A 22043-nucleotide genomic window follows, 5' to 3' on the forward strand; every position below is an offset into this window, starting at 1 on the left:
TGTGCGTTCACAATCGATCTTTTATCCTCGTCCGCAGCACCTGATTGTCTTTCTACGCATCTGCATTGGCGTCATATGCAATACGTTTGATATTTCGCCATGTGCCGTCAGGACGCGAGGCGGCCGATCTGCCTGATATCATCGCGAAAGCGCGCCAGTTCTTCATCGCGCCTGACCTTGTCGGGAATGCGCAACAGATATGATAGATGGACGGTCACGAACAGCGTTCGGGTGTCATCCATGACAATCGGCCGGCTGCGGACATTTTCCAGCCGGTCTTTGCGATCCGTGAGTGAAAACAGCGCCGCCGCACCCATGGCGACGACAAGTTTTGGTTTCACGAGGTCTATCTCACGGTTCAACCACCATCTGCAATGCTCCACCTCGCCCGCATTCGGCCGCTGGTGGATACGTCTCTTTCCCCTCGGCTCGTATTTGAAATGCTTGACGGCATTGGTGACGTAAAGGGCCTGCCGCTCCAGACCGGCAAGAGCCAAAGCCTCATCGAAAACACGGCCGGCCGGACCCACGAACGGCCGGCCAGCGAGATCCTCCTGATCGCCAGGCTGCTCACCCACAATCATGACCTTCGCGTTGGCAGGACCTTCGCCAAACACCGTCTGTGTCGCCCGGCAGTGGAGATCACAGCGCGTGCAGCCGCTCGCCTCGTGGCGCAGCGCCTCGATCGTGCCGGCTTCCACTATCGGGGCATCCGGCATTCGCGCCGCGGCTTCCTGCAGTCTATGATGAAAGGGGAGCGGCTCGGTTGCCTGTCGCCGCCCCATATCAATGAGCTTCGCTTCTGCACCGGCAATGAGGCTCGGAATCAGCTCCGCCTCCGGCAGGTTCTTCCAGTATTTCTTGGGCATCTCGGTCATCATCATCTTCACCTTCAGCCGTGCCGGGTTGAAAATGGAAGCGTAATAGGTACGCCAGAGTTCGTCGGTCTCATCGGTAATGTCGGGCTTCTCAGCCGGCTTGGTCGATGTGAGCAGTGTCTGCCCGTCCCAGGAGGCTGAGCCGCGAGGGGTTGCGATGATCCAGTCCATGTCATTGAAGCGGCGTTGGAAGAACGGCGCAACGCGAGCGACGATGAAGTGGTCGGGCTCGAACCAGGCAAGAAACCGCCGCCGCCCAGCGACGCCGGGCGGCAGCGGGATTTCCTTGAACCGCACGAAGGCCGTCATCTTGTGATAATCGCGGCCAATCGACTTTTGCATGCGGTGGGCCAAAGCGACATCGGCATCGGTTTTCAGATCGAGCAAATGCCGTTCGGCCTGCAATCGAAAGAAAAGCCGGTAAAGCAGCGCAAATCGTCCCGGATCGGAGTGACAGACGAGGGCACTTGCGAGCCGGAGGAAGGCCGCCGGGACCGACAGCGGCGCAGGGTTGTTTGCTGCAAGGCGTGTCGGAGCGACCTCCGCTTTCGACGAAACCGGCTCCGCGCCAAACAACCCCTGCTCCTCGCTCCTCAGCCGCCAATCGATAGCCTTAGGTTCAATGCCGGCCTGCAGGAACGTCCGTGCGGCATCGCGCCACTCGGACAGGTCCCCTCGCCCCTCAAGAAAGCAGGTCTCGATCATAGCAGGCTCAACTGTTCCGGCTTGGGCGCAAACATCGTTCGCAGGTCGGCTCGGTCGATCAGGCGATGAGGCGTCCAGTCTTCCGCAACGATGAAAGCCTTTACCTTCTTCAACGACACACCGAGACATCCGACATCCTCCAGCCGCAGGCGCTTGAAACGCCGGGTCGACAGAATCGACCTGACTGTCTTGGTGCCAAATCCCGGCACACGCAAAAGCGTTTCCTTGTCGGCGCGGTTGACATCGACCGGGAAGCGATCCCGATGACCGAGCGCCCAGGCCAGTTTCGGATCAAGGTCGAGATCGAGCATTCCATCAGGTCGCGAGGCGGTAATTTCCGAAATCTCAAACCCGTAAAAGCGATAAAGCCAGTCTGCCTGGTATAGCCGATGCTCGCGCATCAGCGGCGGCTTGATCAGCGGCAGGTTCTTCGAGGCGTCGGGGATCGGGCTGAACGCAGAATAATAGACGCGCTTCAGACCGTAGCTGCCATAGAGCCGCGCGCTCGTGCCAAGAATGGTCGCGTCATCTGCCGCGTCGGCGCCAACGATCACCTGCGTGCTTTGCCCGGCCGGCGCGAACGTCTTGCGCCGCCTGGTCTGCAGGGTCGGATCGGACATTTCTTCGATCTTGAGGCGCAGATTGCCCATCGACTGGCGGATATTGTCCGGGCGCTTTTCCGGCGCGAACTTTTCGATCCCGGCATCGGTCGGCAGTTCGATGTTGATCGAAAGGCGATCGGCATAGAGACCCGCTTCCTCGATAAGCTGCGGTGAAGCTTCGGGAATGGATTTCAGATGAATATAGCCGCGGAAATTATGTGTGCTGCGCAGTTCCCGGGCGATCCGGACCATTTCCTCCATCGTGTGGTCCGATGAGCGAATGATGCCGGAGGACAGGAACAGACCTTCGATATAGTTGCGCCGATAGAATTCCAGCGTCAGCCAGATGACTTCCTCGACCGAGAAGCGCGCGCGCTCGACATTGCTCGACGACCGATTGATGCAGTAGGCGCAGTCGTAGATACAAAAATTCGTCATCAGGATCTTGAGAAGCGAGATGCATCGACCATCCGGTGCGTAGGCATGGCAGATGCCGGATCCTTCGGTCGACCCCAAGCCGCCAGAGGCAGACGAATTGCGTTTTGTCGTTCCGCTGGAGGCACAGGACGCATCGTATTTTGCGGCGTCTGATAGAATGGCCAAGCGTTCCTTGAGCGACTTTCTCATACAATGTTCACTAAATGTTCTCATGACGCTTGTCAATTAAAACAGCCCACCCGCTCTCCCAAAAATGGGAGTTCGTTCACGGTTCTGGTCATCTCACTAGCCCGGCTCCAGCTGCGCGACAGCGCGATCCAGGAGATCGTTAATTGCTTCGATCGCGCCGATCGCCGCGCCATGCTTGAGGGTTCCGGCGCTCGGCGCAGGATCCTTGTACGGCACGGGTTCCGGGGTGTCTCCAGCTGCGAACCAGCCCGCGCCTGCCATTCTCAGCCGCTCCGTCTTTTCCATGGCAACCGCCGCGAGCCTGGCCAGCGCATCGCGCTCGTCATCCGTGGCGTCTCCATCAGCCATGGCGCTGGCCAGCACCCGCGCCCAATGCGCGCAGGAGACCAGAAGCAAAAGCTTTGTCCGTACCGAGCCAAACTTTGTCACCACCGACCACGGACCGCCCAGCGGGCGCACGGCTACGGCCAAGGCGCCGTATTTATGATCGAGCTTCAACGCGGCTCCGGTGATAGAATCGATGGACTTTTTCTTGTCACAGGCCGCAGCCATCAGTTCATCGAGTGCATCGAGAAAGTCTCCCATGGCGGCATCGACCGCGCCGCCGGTTCGCACGGGAAAGATCAGAAAGGCGGCCGCGATGCCGCAAAGGGCGCCGATCAATGTCTCGCTCAGCCTCAGGACGAGGAGTTCGGGCGTGAACATCCCCATGAGCCCGTATAGCAGGGCGAGGCCGTTGGTGAAGAAGAAGATCATCCAGCCATACGAGGCCTGCAGATTGTAGACCGCCAGGAAAAAGACGACCGGGATCAACAGGCCGGCCGCGAGCGCATGGCCGTGTAGCAGCGTGGCCAGCAACGTGCCGGCGACCACCCCGCCAAAGGTTCCGGCGGCGCGGCTCATCGCACGTATCGCGGTGTCGGCACGTGTGCGCGTATTGTTGAACACGATATAGGCGGTCACGACCGCCCAGTACCATCGCGTGGGCGAGAGCATCAGGCCGATAGCCAGGGCAAGGCCGCATGCGACGGTGACCTGGATCGGTCGGTGAAAGGCTGCCGGAATGCCAAGGCGGCTCGGCCCGAGAGCGGCCTGAACGGCCGCCGGCGCTGACGCGGTAGCGCGCGCAAAAATCGGCGATGGCGCGGGGCCGAGTGCGACATTGATGCGGGCCCGGGCGCGGCGAACCTCCTGCAGCAACTGAACGGCTTCACCGCCGGAGGCAAACGCAGACGGATGATTTGTCGAAACCGTCGGCCCGCTTTCGGTCAGCAAGGCATGCAGGGCTTCCGGTGGCGGCAGTTCGGTCTCGCGATAGCGCACCAACCGTTCCACGGCGAGAAGAAGATCAATCAAACCACCTGCAAGATCGGCTGTGGCGCCTTCGACGGCCCAACCCTGCGGGGTGATCTGGGGTACGAAACCTTCGGCCATCAGAAGGATTTCGCGCAACTCCGTCATCTGGGTTCTGACGGTCATGCGATCATCGGGTGGCAATTTGCCATTGACCGAGGCCTGCAGGAGATGTCGGAGGATCAGATTGATCCGGTGATCAATCGTCCGCAGCGCACGGCGAAAATCGCGCTCGGGATCCTCCGTGAAGAGAAGCGTTGAGGCCAGTTGCGCAGAGCCCAAAGCAATTGCTGCGGCCAGAAGCATGTATCCGGCGTCCGACGGGACGGGATGCATGTAGTCGCCCATGAAATAGGCCATGAATGCGACAAGCCCGACGCCGAGCCAGCGCATCCCATATCGCCGGATATAGACCGAAACGAAGATGACAGAGAGGAACACCAGATATGCGACAACGGGCTGCGGCGCCAAAGCGCCGGCAAGGATCGAGGCCGTCGCTCCCATCAGCCCAGCGAGGGCACGCGTCACCGTCTGGCGGCGCCAGCCCGCATCGCGAATCCCGATCGTACCGATAAAGGACAGAAGGATCGCCAGCCCATAGGCTGCGACCGGCAGCGGACAAACCTGATGCACCGCGATCAGAACGATCACCGTCAGCATCAACGCAAACAGCGCGCGGGCCGCCATGCGCAGTCGCGAGAGCGCCGGGTCCGCGGCTGACAGACGGTCCATCACATGTGATGACAGGCGATTCTGGAAGCCCGCTTGCTCGGAAATGACCAGCTCCTGTCCTGGCTGTGTTGCCGGCGCCGGGACCATGCCCGCCGCCACGATCCAATCGACTGGATCGGGGCGACTTTATCACAGTGATCATTGCTGGTTCCAGCGCTTTGGGATCGATGTGTGAAATGCTGCTGGCGGAGACCATCCACACGGTTTGCGACAAGCCCCGTCTTCTCGATAGGTGCGTGCCAAGATCAAACTCGGCGCAAATTGTTGTGCAAGGCCTGCAGCAAAGTGAACGCACCATCCGAAAGTGCAGGAAAGCCGGAGCAAATCATGCTCTGTTAGTGTCATGCCGCCGCCCGGTCATTCAGCTCCCGGATGACGCGGAAAGACTGTCAGTTCATGATCCGAGGAAAAGATGCCGTGCTCAAAGGAATAGATCCTATCGTTCATGCAGAGCTTCTCCACGTGCTCATGCTCATGGGTCATGGCGACGATCTCGTTGTCTGTGATATCAACCATCCCGCCGCGACGATCGCCGCCAAGACGACCTATGGATCGCTCATCAATCTATCCGGATGTGGTTTGGCCGAAGCAACGCGTGCGATCCTCACCCTCTTTCCGCTGGACACTTTCGTGGAAAAGCCTGTCTGCCGCATGCAGGTGGTGGGCGAGCCGGAACGGCAGATGCCGATTTTTGCGCAGATACAGGATGTCATCGACGCGGCCGAGGGCCGCGCCGTCCCCATGCAACCGCTCGAACGGTTTGCCTTTTACGAAGCCGCCAGCCGGTCCTTCGCGATTGTGAGGACTTCCGATCCGGGCCCATACGGCTGCTTCATTCTCAAGAAGGGCGTCATCTGAGATAGGTTAACAGCGTTTACCCGGGGGCGGTCAGATGTCTCGCATTCCCCGCGCTGCCGTCTCCAGCTGCCTGATCGCCCGTATGCGCTGGCGCCGTCATGCCGACCCCAGCAGAGCGTCGATTTCTGCGCGCGACGGCATGGCGGGCGCAGTGCCTGGCCGGGTCACGGCGATGCCGGCCGTGGCCGCAGCGAAACGCACCGCATCGATCGGCGCGCGGCCTTCGGCCAGCGCTGCCGAGAAGCCGCCGAGAAAGGCATCGCCCGCCCCGGTCGTGTCGATGACCTTGCCCGCTGGAACCGCGGGCACGAATTCGCTGTGTCCGGCCGTGTGGTAGAGCGAGCCGCGTCCGCCGAGCGTGATGATGACCGTCTTCGCACCGCGCTGTAGCAGCGTTTCGGCGGCCTTCACTGCCTGCTCGTCGGTATCGACCGGATGACCGACAATGCCCGCGGCCTCCACCTCGTTGGGCACGATGAAATCGCAGAGCGGGTAAATGTCGTCCGGGATGACCTGCGCCGGGGCCGGGTTGAAAATCGTCGTGACGCCTGCTTGTCTTGCGATCGAAAGGCCGTGCCGGGCTGCCTCCAGCGGCTGCTCCAGCTGCGTCATGAAGATGGCGGCGGCTTCAATCTCTGCCCGGTTCGCATCGACATCCTCGATGCCGATCAGCCCGGCAGCACCAGGTGCGACGATGATGGCATTGTCGCCATTATCCTCATTGACGAAGATGAAGGCGGCACCCGTCGACACGCCATCCATGCGCATGACATTGGCCTTCACGCCGACATCCTTGTACGCGGCAAGCGCCATGTCGCCGAACGGGTCCTTGCCGACGCGCGAGATGAAGGTGACCTCACCGCCCGCCTTGGCAGCGGCAATCGCCTGGTTGGAGCCCTTGCCGCCCGGTCCGAGCGAGAAGCCGGAGCCGATCAGCGTTTCGGCGATCTGCGGCATGCGCTTGGCCTTGTAGGCCGTATCGGCGGCGAAGATGCCCAGGATGACGATGGCTTTTGTATCACTCATCGCGCCACATCCTCAGCCGGAATGACACCCTTCGTCAGGATGAAGCAGCCGTAGAAGCGCATCTCGCCCGTGGCGATCACGCAATAGGCCTTGCGGGCGATGTCGTAGAAGGCCATGCGCTCGATCGGATACATCGGCGCCGACTTGCCTTCCGCACGGTCAACGACGGCTTGCACTTCTTTCTGCACATCCGGGATTTCGTCCGGCTTGCCGATAACCTCCATGCGGCCAACCGAGGGCTGCAGCGGCGTATCGAGCGGCAAGACTGAGAGGATCGCCTCGATCGCCTTCGGCGCGGAGGTGTTTTCCATGGTCAGCAGCCGGCCGATCAGCGAGTGGCGGGCGACGGAGTCCGACGGGAAATTCGTGTCGGACACGACGAGATAGTCGCCGTGGCCCATGTTGGAGAGCGCCTGCAGAATGTCCCCGTTGAGTTCCGGTCTGATACCTTTCAGCATTGTCTTCCTCCTTTGGCGGCTCTTTCGGCCTGTTTGTCTTAATGTCCGGGCAGGTCTGCCGGCGGTGCGCCAGTCGAACCGCGCACGACGAGCGTTGCACTCATGGCCTTGTCCTCCGGCTCCTCTGCGCCATCGAACAGCAACTCTACCGCGCGTCTTGCCAGCTGGTCGGTCGGCTGGCGCACGGTCGTCAGGCGCGGCACAACGAGATTGGCGAGATGGATATCGTCAAAACCGGCAATCGAAAGCTCGCCGGGGACATCGAGCCCGAGGTCGCGCGAGGCACGCAAGACACCGATGGCCTGCTGGTCGCTGCCTGCGGCAATGGCTGTCGGGCGCCGGTCGCGCGGCTGCGACAGAAGCCGCCGGCCGATGACCTCGCCGGATTCATAGTCGAACCGGCCGGAAAAGATCTCCAGCTCGATCGCCTCGTCCAGCGCTCGGATGCGATTGACAAAGCCCTCGCGCCGCGCGCGGCCGGCCTCGGTATCGGCGGAACCGGCGATATAAGCGATGCGGCGGTGGCCGAGCTCGTAGAGATGATCGGCAACGAGGGCGGCCGCCTCGGCATGATTTATGGAGATCAGCGGAAAATCGGCGAAGCGCCGGTCAAGCGAGACGATCGGCACCTTGGATGTCACCCGCGCGGGATGGCTGACATTGGCGGCAACGACGATGATCCCGCGCACCGAACGGTCCAGAAACGCCGCAATATGGCTCTGCTCCGCCTCATGGTCGTTATGCGAGCTTGCCAGCATGAGCGAATGGCGATGCTCCAGCGCTGCGCGCTCGGCACTTGCCGCCATCTGTGCGAAGAACGGGTTGGTGATGTCTGGCACGATCAGCCCGATAACATCGGTCTTCGAGGTGCGAAGCGCGCGCGCCATGACATTCGGCCGGTAGCCGAGCACATTGATCGCCTCGTTGACCTTCTCGCGCAGGGCCGTCTTGACGGCGGCCTCCCCCGCCAGCACCCGTGAAACTGTCCCCACGGAAACGCCGGCCCGAAGGGCGACATCCTTGACTGTGGGGATCTTTTCCATGGGTGCTCACTGCCGCTATTTCACCGCGCCGGCAGTCATGCCTGCGATGATGTGTTTTTCGAGCAGGACGCCGACGAAGACAAGGGGCAGGATGCCGGCTGTGGACAAGGCCGCCATGGACCACCAGTTGATGCCCTGGCTGCCGGTCTGGCTGGCGATCATCACCGGCAGCGTGTTCGTGTTCGTCGAGGTGAGCAGGGCTGCGAAGAAATACTCGTTCCAGCACAGGATCAGCGCAAGAATGAAGGCCGCGACCATGCCGGGCAGCACCAGCGGAACGATGATGCGGCTGAAGGCGCCCCAGATCGAAAGGCCATCGACAAGCGCCGCCTCCTCCAGCTCCACGGGAATGGTTGCGAACTGATCGCGCATGATCCAGACGACGATCGGCAGCACCATCAGCGTATAGACCGCAATCAGCCCGCTATAGGTGTCGAGGAGCGCCAGCTGCTTGTAGAGTACGAGGAAGGGCAGCGCGAGGACGACCGGCGGCATGATGAGCTGCGACAGGAAGAAGAAGGATATGTCGGAGTTCCGCATATGGCCGAACTTGTAGGAGAAGCGGCTGAGCCCATAGGCCGCGAGCGAGCCCAGGAAGACGGCAAGCGCCGAGGCCGTCACGGAAATGATGGCGCTGTTGAAGAGGCGGTGCATGAACTCCTCGCGCACGGTCGAGGTCTGCATCAGCGCATCAGGCGACAGGCCAAGCGAGCGCCAGCCGAGCCAGCTCGGTGCGAATTCGAGCCATGGGATCATGTTGCCCTTCATCACGTCCGGCGCGGTCTTGAACGAGGTCGAGATCGTCCAGAATAGCGGGAAGAAGCTGACCACCGCCCAGGAGATCAGCAGGCCGTAGACCACGATGCGCATGGCCCACCAGCGGGCGCGCTGGCGACGGGCGAATTTGTCCAGATCGATGGCCACCATCAGAGCCTCCCTGTCATGCGCTTGACGATGCGGTCCGTGAGGTTCATCAGGCCGGTCATGCCGACCACGATGATCACCAGATAGACGAGCGCCAGAAGCGTGCCGTAGCCGACATTCGAGCGGTCGCGATATTCGCGGTAGATGAAGCTGGTGACCGAATCCGTCGCCCCGCCGGGGCCACCGGAGGTGACCGTAATGATGATATCGGCAAGCTTCAGCTTGAAGATGATGCGGATCATGACCGCCGTGACCGAGACCGGCAGCATGAGCGGGAAGATGACCTGCCAGAAGCGCTGCCACTTGGTGGCGCCGTCGACCTCTGCGGCCTCAAGCACTTCCCGCGACAACGACTGAAGACCAGCGAGCAGCATGATCATCATGAAGGGAATGAAGGTCCAGGCATCCATGATCATGATGGTGATCTTGGCCGTCAGCGGATCGCCGAAGAAGGACGGATTTTCCCAGCCGAACCAGCGGGCCAGCCGCGCGACCGGCCCGAAGCGGGTTTCCAGCATCGACTTGCCGACCATCCAGCCAACGGCGACCGGCGACAGCATGAGCGGCATCAGGAAAACCACGCGCCAGAACTTGCGCGCGACGATCTCCTGGTTGAGCAGCAATGCCAGCCCGAAGGCGATGGCATATTCGACCGCGATCGCCAGCGTGTAGAAGACCATATTGAGGAGCGCGTTGAAATAGAACGGATCGGCCAGCATGTGGCGCAGATTGTCGATCCCGTTGAACTGCCGCCCCGTTGGAGAAGCAAGGTTCCAGTCGGAAAAGCCGACCCAGAGCGCAAAGAGCAGCGGAAACACCACCATGGAGACGACGAAGAGAGCGGCCGGCAGCACGAAGAGCGCCTTCTTGCCTTGTTCGCCATAGATGACCACACGCGTCACACAGAGCACCGCAGCCCAGATGAAATAGGCATAGAGCACCGGCCGCCAGGTTGCGAAACCGAATTCGGTCCAGCGCAGATCATGCGAGGCCTGGATCAGGAACGATGCCACCAGCCACGCAGCACTTGCCCAGAGGGCTGCATAGCCCCAGAAACGCCGGCCGGGCGAAATGGAACCGGTTTCGACCGTGTGCAACAGGTCGCCTTGAAGTGTCGACATGAAAGTCCCCGCGAGACCATTGAAACGACCGGCGGAGCGAAACGCCCCGCCGGCATAGTCGCTTTTCCGAGATCAGAGCCCAAGGCTCGACCGATACAGTTTCAGCTGCTTCTCGCGGCCGATCTGGTCGGTGATCTTTTCCCAGGCGGCAGCGATGGCGTCCGCCGTTTCCTGAGCCGACTTGTATTTGCCGGCATAGCCCTTGGCCAATTCGTCTTCCGCCACCGAATAGTACTGGAAGATGCCGGGGATACGCGGCTCGACCGCACGGTTCGGGTGGTTGTAGGAGCCAAACTGGGACTTCAGGTAGTTCGAGATGTAGTCCTGCTTGTAGCCGGCAGCGACCCATTCCTCGATCTTGGACTGGCTGTTGCGGTGAACCTGGAATCCAGACGGATACATGGCGGTCCAGATGGCAATGTCCTTGCCGCCGAGATGGGCGGCGGCACTCCAGGCGGCGCGTTGCTTCTTCTTGTCGCTGTCCACGCGGGCCATGACATAGATGCCCCAGCCGAGATAGGCGCAGTTCGGCGCCTGGTTGATGCCATCCTTTGCCTTCACCCACTTGCCCGCCTTGCGGTCATAGACATCTTCCGATCCCGGCAGGATATCGAAGGCGGCCACGTCGCCGACCACCGAGGTGTCGGACGTGTTGGCCTGCTGGCCGATATCGCCCCACCAGGTGACCATGGAGCCGGTGCCGGCCAGGAACTGCTGGAAGCCCGTCGTGCCCGGATCGGCATTGATCTGGTCGGTCGGCTCGTAGGCCATGAGATCCATGGCTTCCTGGATGGCGCGGACCCAGCCGGGGCTGTTGACCAGCGGCTTCATCGTGTCCGGATCGAACAGCCAGGCCGGATCGCCCGGCATCTTGACGTAAGCCGTGGCGCGGTCTTCGAGGAAGTAGAAGCCGAAGCCGCCCCAGCCCTTGTAGGGATCGAGATAGCCATAGGCGGGAGAACCGGACAGCGGATCCTTCTTGCCCTTGAGGAATTTGGAAATTTCCTGCACTTGCGCCCAGGTCTTCGGCGGCGCCCATTCACCCTTGTGGCCTTCGTCCTTCCAGGCCTTGGCCAGCGTTGCGTCCTTGAAGTAGTCGGCGCGGTAGTTGAAGTTGTGGCAGTCGCCGTCAATGGTCACGCGGTAGGTCTTGCCGTCCCAGGTGCCGACCGGCGGCTTCAGGTAGTCCACATAGTCTTCGATATCGATCTGCTTCTTCACCCAGTCCGGCATTTCGGAAAGCAGGCCCTTGCCGGCGGTGTCGCCTTCAAAGGGGGCGCCCATTTCCAGGATATCGAAATCCACCGTTCCGGTGGCGATCGACTGCTGCAGGCGGGCGTTATAATCGGCCTGCGCCAGGTCGATCCAGTTGATCTTGGCGCCGGTATAGGCTTCCCAGGGTTTCAGGAAGCCGCGGAACAGGAAGTTGTGAAGGTTCTGGTTGTTGAGCCCCATGAAGGTCAGCTCGACGCCCGCGAATTCGCCCTGCTTCACATTGGACTTGGTCGGGCCGAGGCAGAGCTCGCCCACCTTCTGCCAGTCGGCATCCGTCGGCGAACCCTTGCCGATGCCGGGGATCTTCAGGATCTGGCTGCGGACGTCATCGGCGGCAAAGGCCTGCGTCGGCAGCCCGCCAAGGGCGCTCGAAACGCCCATGAGCGCAGCAGCGCTCGCCGTGCCGCGCAGGATATCGCGACGGCTGGCCTGACGGCGCATCAATGCATCGTAAACTTCGACTTTCATGTGGTCTCCTCCCACGTTTCCCGAAGAACTCTCCCGCCGGCCCGGACAAACCCTGTCGAGGATTTTTGCGCTGGCCTCGGGCGGAACTATCTGTTAAGCAAGAAAATGAAACGTTTCATATCCTGCATGAAACCGCTCCTCTCGGTCTCGGCGACGAGAATTAGGCAGCGGCGGCGAAATGTCAACCAATAATGAAACGTTTCATGGAGGAGGTTTTCACGGCAATTTCGAACCCGGCGCGGGCATTTTTCGGCTCGTTCCGCGCGGGGATTACCGTGGAGAAAACAGAACTTGTGCCGGGCGCCAACCTTCCACAGAAGGCGATTGCGTGACAGGCAGATGGGAGCGAGATGGCTGAGGTCAAGATCACCGGAGCGCAGAAAGCCTACGGCGCACTGAAGGTCCTTCACGGCATTGATATCGACATCCAGGACGGCGAATTCGTCGTGCTCGTCGGCCCCTCGGGTTGCGGCAAGTCGACCCTCTTGCGCATGGTGGCGGGGCTCGAGAGCATCACCGGCGGCACGATCTCGATCGGCGACCGCGTGGTCAACAACCTGCCGCCCAAGGATCGCGACATCGCCATGGTGTTCCAGAGCTACGCGCTCTATCCGCACAAGACGGTGGCGGAAAACATGGTCTTTGCGCTGCGGCTGCAGAAACTTCCCAACGACGTCATCAGAGAGCGCCTGCAGGCGGCCGCCGAAACGCTCGACCTCGTTCCCTATCTCGACCGGTATCCGCGGCAATTGTCCGGCGGCCAGCGCCAGCGCGTCGCCATGGGCCGCGCGATCGTCCGCTCGCCGCAGGTCTTCCTCTTCGACGAGCCGCTGTCTAACCTCGACGCCAAGCTGCGCGTACAGATGCGCAAGGAGATCAAGGAGCTGCACCAGCGGCTTGGCACCACGACAATCTACGTGACGCATGACCAGGTGGAAGCCATGACCATGGCCGACAAAATCGTCGTCATGCAGGGCGGCCATGTCGAACAAATCGGCACACCGCTCGAGCTCTATGACTGGCCGAACAACACCTTCGTCGCCACCTTCATCGGTTCGCCCTCGATGAATCTGATGAAGGGTAAATACAAGGCGGATGGCCAGATCTTCGTGTCGGAAACGGGCGACGAGATCGCGCTGGGCTTCGCGCCTGCCGCCAGCGACGGCCAAGCCGTGCTTCTCGGCGTTCGCCCGGAACATCTCGAACTCGGCGGCACGGGCCTCAAGGCAACGGTCAATGTAACGGAGCCGACCGGCCACGAGACGATGGTCTTCCTGCGCTATGGCGCGAGCGAACTCGTTGCCGTCTTCGCCGAACGCCACGATTTCAGGCCCGGCGACGAAGTTACCATCACGCCCCGCGCCGGCAAGCTGCATCTCTTTGATGCGCAATCAGGTAAAACATTGCGGCCGTAAGACTGGCGAATGGCCGCGCAAGGCCAAGATCTTGGGCAACGGTGACGGACGCTTGCGTCCGCCATGTGCTCAGCCAGCCCGGTTGCGCGTCATGTGAACTTACAACACGCCTTAATCCCTCTGGTCTTCCGGGGTGCTGACCAGTTTGGCCGCTGCACGGTTGGCGAGGTCCAGCGCTTCAGGGAAGCCGAGACCCTTTGCCCGCGAAGCGGCAAGAACACCGATGAACTCGTCACCCGCGCCATGCGTGCTCGCAACGGTGATGCGGATCGGATCGAGTGTCAGGGTTTCGCCTTGCGCATTTGCATAGGCGACACCAGCCCCGCCGGCAGTGACGACGACATGCGGATAGCTTCCAGCGAGACGTCTTGCGGCGGCCAACGCGCCCTCCAGCGTTTCCACCACATCCGTCCCGGACAGCATTTCCGCCTCGATCGCGTTCACGACCAGGACATCGACGAGAGCGGCGAGTTCTGGAGAGAGGGTGCGCGCGGGCGCCGCATTGAGGAGGACTTCGCCACCGGTAGACCGTACGCGCTTTGCCGCCGCGACATTCGCCGCATCCGGTATCTCGTTCTGCAGGACAAGGACGGCGCTTGTTGCGAGCAAATGCCCCGCGGCTTCGACGTCTGCGTTTCCGAGTGTCAGATTGCTGCCCGACACGATGACGGCTCCATAGTCACCATCGGCATCGAAGATGGCGACGCTCATGCCGGTGGAACGCTCCGCGTCCCGGCGCACATGGGCATGTCCGACGCCCTTGCGAGAAAGATTGGCGATCAGCGTCCGGCCGAAATCGTCATCGGCCACGGCCCCGATCATCTCCGTCCGGGCCCCCGCACGCGCCGCCGAAACCGCCTGATTGCCACCCTTCCCGCCGCATTTCGGATACCAGGAGGTTCCTGTCACCGTTTCGCCCTTGCGTGGCCGTGCCGGGCCGTTCACGGCGATGTCGTAGTGGAGGCTGCCGAAGACGGTGACGAGCGGTGCGGAGGTCATCAGAATTTATCTTTGCGTTTGGAAGCGACCGCCGACATCGTGCGATCGAGGTTGCGTTCGGCGGATGCATAATCGCGTTGTGCGACCACAACGAAAAGCGCATCCAGGATATTGAGCTGGGCAATTCGGGCCGCTGCATTCTCGCCCATCAGCGGCGAGCCTTGCGCGGTGGAACAGAGGACGATGTCAGACGCCTTGGCGAGTGCCGAACTGCCATAGTTGGTAATGGCGATGATCCGCGCACCGTTTCGCCGGGCGAGCTGGGCCGCCTCGATGACCGATGTACTGTTGCCCGAATGCGAAAACGCGACGACCACATCTTGCTCACCGAGAAGTGCTGCCGACATCATCATCATGTGCGTATCGTCATGGACGCTGGCCCTCACCCCGATCCTCAGAAACTTGTGTGCCGCATCCCGCGCAATCTGCGCCGAACCGCCGAGGCCATAGAAATCGCGCTGGCGCCCGTTGACGAGAAGGTCTGCCGCGCGGTCGAAAGCCGCGTAGTCCAGGATCGCGAGCGTCTCCTCCAGCGCATGCATGGAGGTGCGGAACACTTTCTCGACGATTTCCCGAGACGTGTCTTCCGGTGACAATTCCTGGTGCATTTCGGCAGTCGGCAGGCGATTGTAATGCGCAACCGCCTGCCGGAAGTCGCGATAGCCGGCAAACCCGAGCTTCTTGGCGATCTTGACCACCATGGCTTCGGAAACGCCGGAGAGATCCGCCAGGTCCTTCAGCGCAGTTTCCTCGGAAAAGTCCCTGAGAGCGAAGACCGTCTCGACCACCTTGGTCTCCAGCGGCGTCAGCTGCGGCATCATCATCCGGATGCGCGGGCCAACCGCTCTCAGATCACTTTCGGAATTCATCCCCGTCCCCTTGTCACGCGATCGATCATCATTGCGACAAGGATAATAAGGCCCGTGGCCAGAAGTTGGTAGAAGGCCTGAACATTCATCAACGTCAAACCGTTGCGCATGCTGCCCAGGATGATGGCGCCGAGCAGCGTGCCGGCGACGGATCCCTTGCCGCCCATCAGGGAGGCCCCGCCGATGGCAGACGCGGCAATGGCATCCAGCTCCCAGAGGTTACCCAGGATCGGCTCGGCGGCACCCAGGCGACCGATGAGGATCATGGAGGCCAGAGCGGCAAGCACGCCCGAAATCACATATGCCGCTATCTTGGTCAGCGCGATCGGAACGCCGGCCACATAGGCCGCCTCTTCATTGCCGCCGACCGCCATCAGATATTCGCCGAGGGGCGTCTTGCGCAGCAGCACCCAGGCGAGCACAGCCACGATCGCCACCATGACGACCGAGTTGGGGATGCCAGCCACCGAGCCATTGAAGAGGGCACGGAAGGATTGCGGTACGCCGAGAACCGGATTGCCGCCCGTGTAGATGAGGGCGACCGCCCGATAGGTCGACAGGGTGCCGAGCGTCACGATGAACGGCTGAAGGCCGGCATAGGCAATGAGCAGCCCGTTGACGAGACCGCACAGGGCGCCGATGACGAGCCCCCCGACCAGCGCGATCGGCACAGGCACGCCGGAGACCAGCAAGGTCGCGGTGATGACGGCCGAAACGGCCGCAGTCGGCCCGACGGACAAGTCGATCCCGCCGGAAATGATCACCAGGGTCATGCCCAGCGCAAGGCAGGCATTGATGCTCGACTGCTGGAGAATGTTGATGAGGTTGCGACTTGTCAGGAAGTCCGGAGCCAGCACGGCAAAAATTCCGAAGATGATCAGCAGCCCGATCAGTGTTCCGGCATCGCGGACCGAAAAGGCTATTGCCCGTGAGGGCGCTGGGGACTTTGTGGCGGTATTGGTATCAGACATTGAATTGCTCCTCCCTGCCGGACTTCCCGGAGGCGGTGCCTACGGCATGGGCGACGATGGTTTCTTCATTGAGTTCGTGGCGCGCAAGCTCGGCAGCGACGGCACCGTCGCGCATGATCAGAACACGGTCCGAGAGACGAATGATCTCCGGCAGTTCGGAAGAGACGACGATCACCGAGTGCCCTTCCTTCGCAAGTTGCTCGATCAGCCGGTAGATCTCCGACTTTGCGCCGATGTCGATGCCGCGCGTCGGCTCGTCAAACAGCAGGAATTTCGAGCCGGCCGCGAGCCAGCGGGCGATGATCGCCTTCTGCTGGTTGCCGCCGCTGAACAGCCGGATCGGGCGGTCGAGCAGGAACGGACGCAGATTGACCCGCTGCAGCAGCGTTTCGGCAGTCTTGCGGACCCGGCTGTGCTGAATGATGCCGCCGCGCGAGAAGGCGGGCAGCGAGGCCAGCGCAACGTTGGAAGTGACCGAGCGGCCCGGAATGATGCCCTCGCGCTTGCGCTCTTCCGGCAGGAAGCCGATGCCGGCGTTGATGGCATCGCGCGGGCGGGAGATCGAGAGCGGCTTGCCCCTCAGTGTCACCGTTCCGCTCGTGATGCGATCGACGCCGCCGATGGCACGAAGCACTTCGCTGCGCCCTGCCCCGACGAGACCTGCAATGCCCAGCACCTCGCCGCGATGCAGGTCGAAGGAGACATTGCGGATGCGTTGGGTCGAAACGCCGGAGAGTGACATCGTCACCTCCTCGGTGCGGAAGCTCTGATGCTGTTCGTTCGCCAGTTCGCGGCCCACCATCATGGCAACGACCTGGTCGGGCCGCGTGGAGGCGAGATCGGCGATACCGACCAGCTGGCCGTCGCGCATGACGCTCGCCCGCTGGCACACGCTGAACACTTCATCGAGCTTATGCGAGACGTAAATGACTGCAACGCCGCTCGCCGAAAGCCCCCGTATGATGTCCGCAAGCCGGTCGAATTCAGCCGGCGTGAGGCTCGATGTCGGTTCGTCCATGGCGACGATGCGTGCCTTGTTGAGAAGTGCGCGGGCAATTTCGACAACCTGGCGCTGGGCCACGCGGAGGCTGGAGATCGGCTGCGACGGATCGATGCCGGGATCGATCATCGAGAGAACTTCAGCGGCACGGCGCTCCTGTTCCCGGCGCTTCACGACAAGGCCGCCCAAGGTCGTAATCGAATTGCCCAGGAACATGTTCTGGGCCACGGTCAGGTTCGGAACCTGCTGCAATTCCTGGTGAATCATTGCAATGCCGGCGCGGCGGGCGTCATCGGGATTGCGAAAAGCCTGGGCGACGCCATCGACACGCACGTCACCGGCGGTCGGACGATAGACGCCCGAGAGGATCTTCAGAAGCGTCGACTTCCCGGCGCCATTTTCGCCAAGCAGCGCGTGGATTTCGCCGGGTGCGATCTCGAAGCTGACCGAGGAGAGCGCCTTGACCCCGGGAAATTCCTTGGTGATGCCTTCAAAGGAAAGCCGCGATACGTTCATCGGGAAGCCTCTCTGTCGTGGTCATGGACGGCCGCATGAATTGCGGCCGTCCTTGTCTTCTGAGGGATCAGTTGGCGGCAGCCTTCAGGAGCACGGCGCGAACGTCTTCCGGCTTGCCCTGGTACTGCTTGTAGTTTTCAGCCGTGATCAGCGCCTGGGGCGTTGCAACGACGCGCGGCAGCTTCTGGCCCGCATACAGGCGCAGCGCGGTTTCCATGGCGACTTCGCCAGTCAGGACCGGGAAGCTGTCAACGGTGCCGGTGAGTTCGCCGGCGGCAATCGACTTGTAGGCATCCGAAATGCCGTCCGTGCCAAACACGACGACCTTTCCCTGCAGGCCGGCAGCCTTGACAGCTTCGACGACGCCGAGCGCCATGCCGTCGTTGTTGCAGTAGAAGCCGATGAGGTCCGGATTCTTCTGCAGGATCGTGGTGGCCGCATCATAGGAAAGCTGACGATCCCAGTTGCCGGGAACGCTGGCGACGACCTTGAACTTGCCGTTTTCCTCGATGGTCTTCTTGAAGCCTGCCGTACGCTGGACAGCCGCGTAAACGCCGGCCTGACCTTCGATGATGGCAACCTTGCCGCCTTCCGGACGGTTCTTGATGAACCAGTTGGCAACACGCACGCCGTTGTCGCGCTGAACATTGCCGACATAGTGCTCGGCCTGCGGGATCACGGCGTCATTGACGTTGACCACGGTGATGCCGGCGGCCTTGGCCTGCTCCATGACCGGCTGCAGGTTGGCGTCCGTCTGCGGCGACAGAAGCAGCGCCTTGTAGCCTTGCGTGACCATGCCTTCGGCGATCGTCAGCTGACCGAGCTGGTCGCCTTCGCTCTGCGCTGCCTGGTAGGCGACGCTGACGCCCAGCTTGCCGGCGAGGCTCTTGTAGCCTTCGCCCAGCGACCGCCAATATTCGTTGGTCAGCGTCTTGGAAACGCCGCCGATCTTGAGGCCTGCCGGAGCGGCGGGCATCGGGCCGAACTTCTTGTCGAGCTGCGACCAGTCGATGCGGTCCGGCTCGGAGTCGGAGTTGAGCGGTGCGAGGTCGGCGGCATGCACGACGCCAGCAAAAAGGGTGGCAGCAAGAGCTGCGACGATAAGGTTTTTCATTGTTCCTCCCGGTAACAACGTGTGGGGTTGAAGTCTTCAGCCGAGCATCAGCTCCTGGAGGATGCCCTGAGACGCAACGGCATCCTGGCGGTCAATCGCATCAGTCAGGCGATTGTCCTGCTCGAGGCGATCGACAACCTTCAGCATGCGCTGCACGGTTGCGATGTTCACCTCGCATTCCTTGACGGGGTCGAGCCCCGTGAAATCCGGAAATGTATCGAAATAGATCGCGCCCTCATATCCGTCGCGGCGGATCTGGCGCAGCAGCTCGATGGTCTGCTGAGCATGCACCGCGCCGACCATCAGGCCGTCGTCACGCTTGGCGTAACCATCGTTGAGATGCACACCGAGCAGACGCGAACGGCGGGCAACAAGGGCAGCGGCGAAAGCCGGCTGCTCGTCGGCATAGAGCACATGGGCGAAATCAAGCGTGACACCGAGATTGGCGGCGCCGACTTCATCGATCGCCAGAAGCGTCGTCGCGCAATCGGGCAGAAGGCTGTAGGATCGCGGCTCGTTCGGCTTGTACTCGATCGAAATCAGGCAATCCGGATCATGCGCGCAAACTTCACGAATTCCCTCGATTTCGTGATCCCATACCTGTTTGTAATCCACCTGGAAGGCATAGTCGAAACCATCCTGCCCCAGCCAGATCGTCATGAGGTTGCTGCCGGCCGCGCGTGCGGCATCGATCCCCTTCTTGGTCAGATCGATTGCCTCACGCCGGACCGCAGGATCAGGATTGGTGAAAGCGCCCAGCTTGAATGCGGGGTTTGTATAGTAACGCATGGCGAAGCCATTGATGCTGAGGCCGAGATCGCCCAGTCTGCGGGCAATTTGCGCAGGATCTTCGTTGACATGATCCGGATAGTTGAGGTCCAGATCGGTCAAACCCTTCACCGAGGCAGCGCGCTCGGCCATCATCATCACGGAAGGCTTGCCCTTGTGATCGGGCCAGGCAAGGTGGGCTCCGGAGGCAAAGGAATTGAGGCGAGTTGCGAAACGTTGATCTGTCACGGCGATATCCATTGATTGATTGCCGCGCAACTTCACAGATTACAAATTATCTGTAAAGTGTAAAAAGATGTTGCGGCGCAGGAATTCCATGCTGCGCCGCAACGCGTCATCCCTGACACATCTCCAATTCGTCAAGCCTTTTTGGTATTTGATACCTGAAGTCTCGCGCCGCTCGTTACTGCGGCTTCGCCACAGGCGCGTCACCCGAGAAGCGGGCCGGATCAAACTTTGCCGGGCGCGCTTCCGACTGGTCGGAGGCCGCATCCGCAGCCTGGACATCCGAATCACTGTCGCGCCGCCTCGCGCTATCCACCGGCTTGGGCGCGGCCATCTGGGCATTGTTGGCCGCAAGCGCCCATTTCTCGATCATCTCGCCGGTCAGCTGTGCCGGCTGCGAATGAGAGCCGCGAAGCGCCGCAATCGCATCGGTCTTGTTTGGCCGCGACCCCTTCTTGGGCTGATAGGCCTGCTCGGCAAGCGCGGGGCGTATATCTGCCTTCAACGGCCGGGTCGACGGTTTGGCCGAGGAGGCAGCGGGATCCACGGACGCGACCTGTTGGGGCTTCGTCGGCGGCGTGGCGACCGGACGCGATGGTTCTACCGCCTCATCGCCACCCGACATGCGCCGGATCATGGCCGCAATATCGTCGTTGCCGGCGGCCGGCCTGGATGCATCGCTGCCCATATCGGCAGCCCGCACGGGCTGCGCCAGCGGAACCGGCGGCTGAAGCACCTGCGACGCATCGGGCGCGGCAGACGCCACCTGATAATCCGGCCGCGAACCCGGCAGCGGAACGGCCGCAACATCGGCCTCACCCGGCTGCTTGCGATCCGCAAGCAATTGCGGAACGGGAATCTTGTAATCGCCGAGATCGGCATAGTCGCCATTGCCTGCGGCAGGCGGCTGAAGAACAGAGGCCATCGCATCGTTGGCCGAACTGCGGGCCGGGGAAACCAGCGCCGTTTCCAGATCGGGACCCTGCCCGCCCGCAACGGACGGACGGACATTCGGGACCGGCGCATTGGCAACCGTAGTACCCGGGATATTCTCGATATAGGTCTGCTTGGGCTGCGGCGCTGGCTCGGCAGAGGCCACCTGGACCGGCGGCGCCGCTGGCGGTGCGGCCTTCGGCGGCTGCGGCTTGGCAGGCGCGGCATTATCCGCAATGGCTTCCGGACTTTCGTCCTCGTCGCCACCGCCAAACAGCATCTGGAAGAGGTTCTTGCGGCCGGAGGACGCGATCTCGACACTGTCGGAGCCCATGCGGCGCTTGTAGTCGGCCATGGCGGCCTCATAGCCCGGCAACGGTTTGCCGTCGGGCGGCAGATGGATCGTCCGGCCGTCCGGGAAGAGCCGCGCCAGCGTCTCGCGCGAAGCACGCGGCCAGGCACGCACACCGCCGACATCCATATGCACGAAGGGCGAACCCGAGGTCGGATAATAGCCGACGCCGCCCATCTGCAGCTTCAGACCGATTTCCCGAAGCCGCTCCAGCGGAACGCCGGGAATGTAGAAGTCCATGGCCTTGCCGAGAATATGCTGGCTTTCCTTGGCAACGCCGGTATGGCGCGAGCGGTTGCGCAGCATTTCGTTCGTGCCGGGCGCGCGATATCCGCAAAGCACATTGATATATTCGCTCGACCCACTCTTCTGATAGACCGACCAGATCAGGTCGAACAGATGCGGGTCCATCTTCGTCGGCTCGTTGCGACGCCAGTCGCGCAGGAAGCGGTTGAGCTTGGCCAGACCTTCGGGGTCGAATTTACCGTTGCGCTTGAACGTGATGGTGGCGCGTTCGCCTGTGTGGACAAAGTAAAGCTTCAGAGAACGGGTTTCCGCCTGCGCAGCGCCCGCTGCAGCAGCCATGAGGCCGAAAGCCAGCATCAGGGCAAGGGCGCCCTTCCCGGCCATATCACGCAGTCTCGACGTCACAGACCGCAAGGGCGCAACCCAATGCATCCGCCCCTTGGCATCCGAAATGACCGACAACTGGACGTCCCCATTAAAAGCGAATTTCCCTCGCATCCCACATGGAATGCAAATGCGGTAAGACGATGGCAGAAACGCCACA

19 protein-coding genes are annotated in these 22043 nt (G+C 61.8%); 3 read left to right on the top strand and 16 right to left on the bottom strand.

Annotated elements, in window-relative coordinates:
- Positions 1-107: 107 nt before the first annotated feature.
- From LQK83_RS19220 to LQK83_RS19230, 3 genes are all read right to left on the bottom strand, one after another.
- Positions 108-1583 carry a UdgX family uracil-DNA binding protein gene (locus LQK83_RS19220; protein WP_230839016.1) on the bottom strand — a complete coding sequence of 492 codons (1476 nt, stop codon included), beginning with the start codon at positions 1581-1583 and terminating at the stop codon, positions 108-110.
- Positions 1580-2812 carry a putative DNA modification/repair radical SAM protein gene (locus LQK83_RS19225; RefSeq protein WP_230839018.1) on the bottom strand — a complete coding sequence of 411 codons (1233 nt, stop codon included), beginning with the start codon at positions 2810-2812 and terminating at the stop codon, positions 1580-1582. Before LQK83_RS19225 ends, LQK83_RS19220 begins: the two co-directional genes overlap by 4 nt.
- Before the next feature lie 96 nt (positions 2813-2908).
- Entirely contained in the window at positions 2909-4984 is a 2076-nt protein-coding gene (locus tag LQK83_RS19230) for an FUSC family protein (protein WP_230839019.1), read from the bottom strand.
- 330 nt (positions 4985-5314) lie between these two features.
- Between LQK83_RS19230 and LQK83_RS19235 the strand changes: the two genes are divergently transcribed.
- The gene (locus LQK83_RS19235) at positions 5315-5755 is read left to right on the top strand and encodes an RbsD/FucU family protein (protein WP_230839020.1); all 441 of its coding nucleotides are present in this window, start codon (positions 5315-5317) and stop codon (positions 5753-5755) included.
- 96 nt (positions 5756-5851) lie between these two features.
- Here the strand turns inward: LQK83_RS19235 and rbsK are convergent, their stop codons facing one another.
- The 6 genes from rbsK to LQK83_RS19265 form a co-directional block, all read right to left on the bottom strand.
- Entirely contained in the window at positions 5852-6781 is a 930-nt protein-coding gene (rbsK, locus tag LQK83_RS19240; RefSeq protein ID WP_230839026.1) for a ribokinase, read from the bottom strand.
- Entirely contained in the window at positions 6778-7239 is a 462-nt protein-coding gene (locus LQK83_RS19245; protein WP_230839028.1) for an RbsD/FucU family protein, read from the bottom strand. Before LQK83_RS19245 ends, rbsK begins: the two co-directional genes overlap by 4 nt.
- A gap of 38 nt (positions 7240-7277) precedes the next feature.
- On the bottom strand, positions 7278-8282 hold the full coding sequence (locus tag LQK83_RS19250) for a LacI family DNA-binding transcriptional regulator (RefSeq protein ID WP_230839029.1): 1005 nt from the start codon (positions 8280-8282) through the stop codon (positions 7278-7280).
- Positions 8283-8297: 15 nt separating this feature from the next.
- Positions 8298-9209 carry a carbohydrate ABC transporter permease gene (locus tag LQK83_RS19255; protein WP_230839030.1) on the bottom strand — a complete coding sequence of 304 codons (912 nt, stop codon included), beginning with the start codon at positions 9207-9209 and terminating at the stop codon, positions 8298-8300.
- On the bottom strand, positions 9209-10327 hold the full coding sequence (locus tag LQK83_RS19260; RefSeq protein ID WP_230839031.1) for a carbohydrate ABC transporter permease: 1119 nt from the start codon (positions 10325-10327) through the stop codon (positions 9209-9211). The genes LQK83_RS19255 and LQK83_RS19260 overlap by 1 nt, the downstream gene beginning before the upstream one ends.
- A gap of 72 nt (positions 10328-10399) precedes the next feature.
- A complete protein-coding gene (locus LQK83_RS19265; RefSeq protein ID WP_230839033.1) occupies positions 10400-12070 on the bottom strand; it encodes an ABC transporter substrate-binding protein in 1671 nt (556 codons plus the stop codon).
- A gap of 203 nt (positions 12071-12273) precedes the next feature.
- Here LQK83_RS19265 and LQK83_RS21690 point away from each other — a divergent pair, with 203 nt between their 5' ends.
- A complete protein-coding gene (locus LQK83_RS21690; RefSeq protein ID WP_269065770.1) occupies positions 12274-12402 on the top strand; it encodes a hypothetical protein in 129 nt (42 codons plus the stop codon).
- A gap of 18 nt (positions 12403-12420) precedes the next feature.
- On the top strand, positions 12421-13485 hold the full coding sequence (locus LQK83_RS19270; RefSeq protein WP_230839034.1) for an ABC transporter ATP-binding protein: 1065 nt from the start codon (positions 12421-12423) through the stop codon (positions 13483-13485).
- A 111-nt stretch (positions 13486-13596) separates the two neighbouring features.
- Here the strand turns inward: LQK83_RS19270 and LQK83_RS19275 are convergent, their stop codons facing one another.
- From LQK83_RS19275 to LQK83_RS19305, 7 genes are all read right to left on the bottom strand, one after another.
- A complete protein-coding gene (locus LQK83_RS19275) occupies positions 13597-14484 on the bottom strand; it encodes a ribokinase (protein ID WP_230839036.1) in 888 nt (295 codons plus the stop codon).
- Entirely contained in the window at positions 14484-15353 is an 870-nt protein-coding gene (locus LQK83_RS19280; RefSeq protein ID WP_230839038.1) for a MurR/RpiR family transcriptional regulator, read from the bottom strand. Before LQK83_RS19280 ends, LQK83_RS19275 begins: the two co-directional genes overlap by 1 nt.
- Entirely contained in the window at positions 15350-16324 is a 975-nt protein-coding gene (locus tag LQK83_RS19285) for an ABC transporter permease (protein ID WP_230839039.1), read from the bottom strand. The genes LQK83_RS19280 and LQK83_RS19285 overlap by 4 nt, the downstream gene beginning before the upstream one ends.
- Positions 16317-17840: a sugar ABC transporter ATP-binding protein gene (locus LQK83_RS19290; RefSeq protein ID WP_230839041.1), complete on the bottom strand. Its 1524-nt coding sequence runs from the start codon at positions 17838-17840 to the stop codon at positions 16317-16319. Before LQK83_RS19290 ends, LQK83_RS19285 begins: the two co-directional genes overlap by 8 nt.
- Before the next feature lie 67 nt (positions 17841-17907).
- On the bottom strand, positions 17908-18954 hold the full coding sequence (locus LQK83_RS19295) for a sugar ABC transporter substrate-binding protein (RefSeq protein WP_230839047.1): 1047 nt from the start codon (positions 18952-18954) through the stop codon (positions 17908-17910).
- A 36-nt stretch (positions 18955-18990) separates the two neighbouring features.
- On the bottom strand, positions 18991-19983 hold the full coding sequence (locus LQK83_RS19300; protein WP_230839048.1) for a sugar phosphate isomerase/epimerase family protein: 993 nt from the start codon (positions 19981-19983) through the stop codon (positions 18991-18993).
- Positions 19984-20146: 163 nt separating this feature from the next.
- Positions 20147-21883, bottom strand: coding sequence for a DUF882 domain-containing protein (locus LQK83_RS19305; RefSeq protein WP_230839049.1), 1737 nt, complete (start codon positions 21881-21883; stop codon positions 20147-20149).
- Positions 21884-22043 lie beyond the last annotated feature (160 nt).

Origin of the sequence: Rhizobium sp. C1 (assembly GCF_021026335.1) — a bacterium.
Lineage (GTDB): Bacteria > Pseudomonadota > Alphaproteobacteria > Rhizobiales > Rhizobiaceae > Ensifer_A.